The organism is Hydrocoleum sp. CS-953 (assembly GCF_002260545.1).
Lineage (GTDB): Bacteria > Cyanobacteriota > Cyanobacteriia > Cyanobacteriales > Microcoleaceae > Trichodesmium.
This window is the reverse complement of sequence record NZ_LGSU01001110.1, coordinates 1-6,887: the sequence shown is the minus strand read 5'-3', so window position 1 is coordinate 6,887 and position 6,887 is coordinate 1. Positions and strand designations below refer to the sequence as shown.

Here is a 6,887-nt window from a genome sequence, read left to right as displayed (position 1 = left end):
ATATTGATTTATTTGGGCAAAGACAGATTTTTTCAATCTACTAACATCAGGTGAAACTGTTACATTTGGTCTAGAAATAAGAGTTTGTCTGGGATTTTGAATTTCTGGCATTTCTGGCAAATTTTCGATTAAATTTTGATAATTACAACTACTCAAAAATATTGTCAAAATCCAGAAAATTTGTTTTAAATATTTATGATTCATAAGTTAATATATTGTGTAGGGAAAGAAACCGGGTTTTTATGAGAAATATTTGTTTTTATCATAGATATCTAAACAAAAACCCGGTTTCTGAGTTGGTCTGCGTAAGTCCTAACTTGCTGAAAACAGAACTTACGCATTAAAGTAAGAAAAACTAGGCTTGAGATTGCTTCCCTGTCGGTCGCAATGACAGAAATAAGTTGTAGTGCATAAGTCCTAATAATATCAAATTCGGATAATTATTATAAGTCATTGCGACTGGAACGGAGTGGAAGGAAGCAATCTCAAGAGTTTAGGAGATTGCTTCCCTGTCGGTCGCAATGACGGAAACACCTTGTATTGCATAATTGTAGGGGTTTGGAGACCAAACCCCCACAAATTAATTATCCTTCCAAAAACTTCGCCACCGTTTGCACATCCTTATCCCCACGTCCGGAACAGTTAAACACAATACGCGGACTACCATTTAACTGCGGACAAAGAGTTTCCAAATAAGCGATCGCATGAGCAGTTTCCAGCGCCGGAATAATACCTTCCAACTGAGACAAACGTTGAAAAGCATCAACCGCTTCTTTATCAGTCACACTATAATATTCAGCCCTATTACTATCCTTCAAAAAACTATGCTCAGGACCAACCCCAGGATAATCCAAACCAGCACTAATAGAATGGGGTTCTATTATCTGACCTTGCTCATCCTGCAACAAATAACTCATCGCTCCATGCAACACACCCACACGACCAAGAGTCAAAGTAGCAGCGTGCTTATTCGTATTAACTCCCTCACCAGCAGCTTCCACACCGATCATCCGCACCGATGACTCATTCATAAACTCATGGAATAAACCCATCGCATTAGAACCACCTCCAACACAAGCCATCAAAATATCAGGCAAACCGCCCCACTTTTCCAAACATTGAGCGCGAGTTTCCACGCCAATGATAGCATGAAAATCACGCACCATCATCGGGTAGGGATGAGGTCCGGCAACCGAACCCAGAATATAATGAGTTGTCTCCACATTTGTCACCCAGTCGCGAATAGCTTCCGAAGTCGCATCTTTCAGGGTGCCGGTACCAGCTTCTACTGATCGTACCTCCGCCCCCAGTAGTCGCATTCTGAATACATTTAGAGCTTGACGTTCCATATCGTGAACGCCCATATAAATCAAGCATTCCAAGCCAAACCGAGCGCAAACCGTAGCAGTTGCCACACCATGTTGACCAGCACCTGTTTCAGCAATAATACGTTTTTTGCCCATCCTCCGAGCTAATAAAGCTTGGGCTAGAGCATTATTAATTTTGTGCGCTCCAGTATGGTTAAGGTCTTCCCGTTTCAGGTAGATTTGTGGCCCTGTGCCATCTGGTCTGGCATAATGAGCGGTCAAACGTTCGGCGAAGTAAAGAGGACTAGGGCGACCAACATAATCTCGTAGGAGTTGTTGGAGTTCCTCTTGGAAGGTGGAGTCTTGACTATATTTTTTGTAGGCTGCTTCTAGTTCAAATAGGGCTGGCATTAACGTTTCTGGAACATATTTACCGCCAAATTGGCCAAATCTACCCAGGCCATCGGGTTGTTGAGTTGAGGTTGGATTTAAGGGTGTAGTAGTCACGAATTGTTTCTAAATAATTGAACAGTTTTCATTATATGTATACTGCTTGCTTAGTAGTTTAGCTAAGTTGAGAATCATTGATTTTGATTGTTATAATATTAGGTATATGAAGGTTAGATAGTATTAAATAATTTGCCAAAAATTCCAAAATAGATGATCTAGTCTGAAATTTTACCCCATGTTCCCTGTTTCCTTTTCCTTATTACCCAATTCTCTAGGCATTTTTTATATCACCTCAATGAAGCTCCTATATAGTTTAAAAATTGCAACTTAAATGTTTTTTGGCTTTTTCGGATATTTTTTCTGCCATCAAGTATAAGTTCCATAATCCAGTTGCTGTTAACATTAATTTGTCATCAAAATCATCCTTGTGATTACGGTAAATCTGATTCNCAAAATAGATGATCTAGTCTGAAATTTTACCCCATGTTCCCTGTTTCCTTTTCCTTATTACCCAATTCTCTAGGCATTTTTTATATCACCTCAATGAAGCTCCTATATAGTTTAAAAATTGCAACTTAAATGTTTTTTGGCTCTACTAATTATTTTTATCAAATTTTTTAAGGAAATTTTAACTTTTGTTTGTAGATGTCAAGCAGTTATAAGTTTTGTAAAAAATTGTTGTAAAAATCAGACTAGACCTTCAAAAAGGCACAAAATAATTAATATAAACTCTCTCTATCTATAAAGAAGAGAAAGACATCTAAAAATAAAAAAAATTTAGATGAAAACATCAAGAAAATATTAAGAGAATACTATGGAAGTAGAAGAACTTTTGGCGCGTTATGCTGCCGGGGAAAGAAATTTTCGGGATATTGAGTTGTTCCGATCCGAGCTGAGTAATGTTAATTTAGCTGGTGCAAGTTTGTTTCGTGCTAACTTGTTCCGGGCTAATCTATTTAGGGCAAATTTGATTGGTGTTAATCTGTATAATGCTACTTTGATTGGTGCTAATTTGTATTGTGCAGATTTGAGTGGTGCTAACTTGAGTGGTGCTGACCTAACTCGTGCAGATTTAAGTGGTGCAAACTTAAGTGGTGCTGACTTAAGTGCTGCTGACTTGAGTGGGGCAATTTTAAGTTATGCTCATCTCAGTTATGCTGACATGAGTCGTACTAATTTACATAAAGCAACTTTAATTGATACAAATTTAACTGGTGCAAACTTAAGTGGCGCTGACCTCAGAGATACAAAGATAACTGGAGTGAATGTAACTGAGACAAAATTTTCTCTGGGTATCGGTCTGTCTAAAGAGATGAAGCAAGAGTTGCAACAGCAAGGAGCGATCGTTGAGGATATGCCAGAAGAACCTCATGCAAGTAGATTATTAAGTAGGACTTAATAGACTTGTCACTTTATAACTAAAAAAAACTGGAAAAACCAAGTTTAGTAAGGATTTTAGCTATTCCCCAAAAAAAATATTTCATTTTTATTGCTGTCTGACAGCAGTTTTCATTTCAGTAGACCATAGTAGGGGCAAATGGCCATTTGCCCCTACAGGGTTTTGGTTGTGACTTGAGGTCATTAATCTGAAAAGCGCTGTAATAGCGCTGTGCTCCGGGAACAGGCAACAGGGAACAGGCAACAGGGGGAATAAATTGCCGATAATATAAGACTTTGAGCTGCTTGGCCCCTACTACAATTTGTAAATATACCAGCGCTCATTGCTATAATTTGAGCGATTTTTTTCATCTAATTACTCAATCTTTGCTTCAACACACCTGCTAAACCTGCTATTGGAACTTTCATTTGTTCACCAGTTCTTAAATCTTTTAAACTACACATATTAGCTGCTGCTTCCTCGGAACCAATAATTATACAAAAAGGAATCTTTTGTTTATCAGCTTGTTGTAATTGTTTCCCAACTCCACGACTATCAAAACTGGTTATAACATTCATTCCACTCTGGCGTAATTTTTGAGAAACATCCAAATAAGTTGGCATTAAATCTTCCTGCATATTAACAACCATTACTGTTGCTGGAGTAGGAGCAAAAGATTCTAAAATACCCGCTTTTAATAAACGACTCATTAATCTTGTTAAACCAATAGAAATACCAACTCCTGGCATTTTTTCCCCAATAAACATTCCTACTAATTCTTCATATCTACCTCCCGAACAAATACTTCCTAAAGCTTCATGTCCGATTAAAGTAGTTTCATAAACTGTGCCAGTATAATAATCTAATCCCCTAGCTATTGATAAATCAATACAAAAACGTTGCTCCGAAACTCCCAAATTTCGCACGCCAGAAATTACTGTTTCTAATTCTGAAATTCCCTGACTCAAAACTTCAGAATTATCCAAAGTTTCTGCCATAATTTTCAGTTTATCCAAAACATCATCAACTGTACCTTTAATCTTAGTAAAATCCCAAACTTTTTCCACTTGCTCTTCAGAAAGAGCAATTTCTGCCAAAGCTTTTTTGACTTTTGCTTCTCCTACTTTTTCAGCAGTATCAACAATTCTAATACATGAGACAATCTTCTCTGGTGTAACTCCCACAGATGCAAAAANGTTTCTGCCATAATTTTCAGTTTATCCAAAACATCATCAACTGTACCTTTAATCTTAGTAAAATCCCAAACTTTTTCCACTTGCTCTTCAGAAAGAGCAATTTCTGCCAAAGCTTTTTTGACTTTTGCTTCTCCTACTTTTTCAGCAGTATCAACAATTCTAATACATGAGACAATCTTCTCTGGTGTAACTCCCACAGATGCAAAAAAACCAGTTAGCACTTTCCGGTTATTAATTCTGATGAGAAAATCTCCAATATTAATTGCTTCAAATATTTCAGCAATAATTGCAGGAATTTGAGCATCATATAATAGACTTAATTTTCCTCTGCCAACAACATCAATATCACATTGTCTAAACTGACGAAAACGACCATCTTTTGCCCGTTCGCCTCGGAAAACTACATCCATTTGATAACGAGCAAAAGGAAAATTTAGGTTATTCAAATGCCGAGCAATATAAGCAGCTAAAGGAACAGTTTGGTCAAATTTTAAAGCTCTTTCTTCCGAACCAGTATCTCCAGCTTTTTCTTTTTCTGCTTGACGATTTGGAGGTAGAATAGGAGATAAACCATAAACAATATTATCTCCTTGATTTCCTTTAGCTTGTAAAACTTCTAAACGTTCAACTGCTGGAGTTTCAATAGGTGTAAATCCGTAGCGTTCAAATACCTGACGAATTGTATCCATTAGATAACTTTCCAATCGTTTTTCACCAGGGAGAAACTCTGGAAATCCACTAGGACAACTATAATTAATTTTATCTGTTTTTGCCATTTTTAACCTCAGAATAGGGAGTAGGGAGTAGGGAGTAGGGGAGTGGGAGAGTGGGGAAAAGTAAAAACATAAATAATTAACACGCTACTTAACCAATTATTATTAAATACTCCTCACTAATAATTATTAAAAAAGTTATGGGGAAGCTGATAGCTGACTGCTGAATGCTGTTTGCGCAGCATTCCGTAGGAAATGCTTACCTTAGCGTTCAAATACCTGACGAATTGTATCCATTAGATAACTTTCCAATCGTTTTTCACCAGGAAGAAACTCTGGAAATCCACTAGGACAACTATAATTAATTTTATCTGCTTTTGCCATTTTTAACCTCAGAATAGGGAGTAGGGAGTAGGGTTTTTAGGAACTAAGATATCTGTGCTATTTGCCTAGAATCATCTTGCAGTTAGCTCTCAGATTTTTAACCCATAAATTGAACCACAAGAACGATGAGTTTGAGTTGTCAAACAATACAATTCTGTGGCTGTAAATATTTATTTTTCTCAGAAGCTGATAGCTAATTGCAGACTGCTGAATGCTTACCTCCTTACTTTTTATTTCCCCCAAAAAAGCCTCCAAATAAACCACCGCCTTTATCAGTTTTATTTCCTTTCTTTTCAGTTTTAGCAGTAACTTTTCCATTTCTTTTCTTGGTATTATTACCAGTTACAGCTTGTTCTAATAATTTTTTCACCTCTAATGCTTTAGGTTCTTTAGGATTTAAAGATAAAGCTTTTTTAATCTGAATTTTTGCCATTGTGCCTTGCTTTTGTTGTAAATAACATAATCCCAGTAAAGCATGACAACGACTATGATTTGGATCTGTTTTTAAAGCACCTTTTAACTCTAAAATTGCCTTAGCATAATTCTTAGTAGATATCAAACTTTCCGCCCGACTACAAGCTTGCTCCACTAAAGGATTTTGAGCTTTGGGTTTTGCTGTTGTAGGTTTTTCCTGATTAACAGGAGGTTTAACTGGTGGTGGTGGTGGCAGTACAGTACCTCCACCTTGAGGTTGTTTCCGCATTAGATAAGCTAAATTTAGCTCACTAATTTCTCCAATTATTTCTAAAGTTTTATCTAAAGATTCATACTGGCGATCGCTCAACTCCTCTAGAGCAACCTTATATTTTTCTTGATAGTCTCCCACTTTAGCAATTTGTTTAGCAGCATCAGTAGTAAATGTAATTTGACTACGTTGTTGAGTAACAGTATTACCTAGTTTATTAAGGATGACAAAAAGTTCGGCGCGATCGCTCTCCTTAGAAAATTTATTATAAGCAGGACTTACCAGTTTAGATAATAACTGATTAGCAAATTCTTTATCCTTCTCATTTTCAAAAGGACAGGTATCAGGATGTAAACGACGCGCTACCCGCATATAGCGTTTCCGAATTTCAGGAAATTTTGCATCTAGAGAAACCCCTAAAATTGCATGATGGTCTGTAAAATCAAATGTGAATAATCCTTGTGTAAATGTAAACATAATAACTACTCCTCCTTACCGAAATTTCATTAAATCTAATAGACATCTCCAAACATAAAAAATAGAATTAATTTTTACCCAGAAATTATCAATTACTTCTCCCTAATTCCCTCTTTTCTAGACATATCTAAATAATAAAAAATAAAATCAATTATTTCCTCCTGTTCCCTACTCCCTACTCCCTACTCCCTACTCCCTCATTTTTAGAGAGGTCTAATTTAATCTATCAGTAGTATCCCAATAAGCTAGAGGTGGAATTTCAATCAAAGCTTTACTCATCAAATCGTGAATTTTACC

6 protein-coding genes are annotated in these 6,887 nt (G+C 36.6%); 1 reads left to right on the top strand and 5 read right to left on the bottom strand.

The annotated features are described in order from the left end of the window. The coding region (locus tag AFK68_RS17035) for a hypothetical protein (RefSeq protein ID WP_143437962.1) at positions 1-204 on the bottom strand (204 nt) is incomplete at its 3' end. A 380-nt stretch (positions 205-584) separates the two neighbouring features. Next, a complete protein-coding gene (gene trpB, locus AFK68_RS17030) occupies positions 585-1,814 on the bottom strand; it encodes a tryptophan synthase subunit beta (protein WP_094673811.1) in 1,230 nt (409 codons plus the stop codon). Between the two features lie 757 nt (positions 1,815-2,571). Here trpB and AFK68_RS17025 point away from each other — a divergent pair. Next, positions 2,572-3,156 carry a pentapeptide repeat-containing protein gene (locus AFK68_RS17025; protein WP_094673810.1) on the top strand — a complete coding sequence of 195 codons (585 nt, stop codon included), beginning with the start codon at positions 2,572-2,574 and terminating at the stop codon, positions 3,154-3,156. A gap of 350 nt (positions 3,157-3,506) precedes the next feature. On the opposite strand, the gene AFK68_RS17020 is transcribed toward AFK68_RS17025, so the two are convergent. From AFK68_RS17020 to AFK68_RS17010, 3 genes are all read right to left on the bottom strand, one after another. Next, positions 3,507-4,319 carry a HisS family protein gene (locus AFK68_RS17020; protein ID WP_256386590.1) on the bottom strand — a complete coding sequence of 271 codons (813 nt, stop codon included), beginning with the start codon at positions 4,317-4,319 and terminating at the stop codon, positions 3,507-3,509. Between the two features lie 12 nt (positions 4,320-4,331). Further along, positions 4,332-5,020 (bottom strand): ATP phosphoribosyltransferase regulatory subunit (locus tag AFK68_RS17015; protein WP_246844239.1); only part of this gene is annotated, 689 nt, incomplete at its 3' end. Positions 5,021-5,651: 631 nt separating this feature from the next. After that, complete coding sequence (locus tag AFK68_RS17010) at positions 5,652-6,590, bottom strand: J domain-containing protein (protein ID WP_094673809.1); 939 nt, start codon at positions 6,588-6,590, stop codon at positions 5,652-5,654. Positions 6,591-6,887: the final 297 nt, after the last annotated feature.

What these genes read in the sequence shown, in the direction of transcription:
- AFK68_RS17025 (WP_094673810.1), top strand. Translation starts at nt 2,572, where the DNA reads ATGGAAGTAGAAGAACTTTTGGCGCGTTATGCTGCCGGGGAAAGAAAT.
- AFK68_RS17010 (WP_094673809.1), bottom strand. Translation starts at nt 6,590, where the DNA reads ATGTTTACATTTACACAAGGATTATTCACATTTGATTTTACAGACCAT.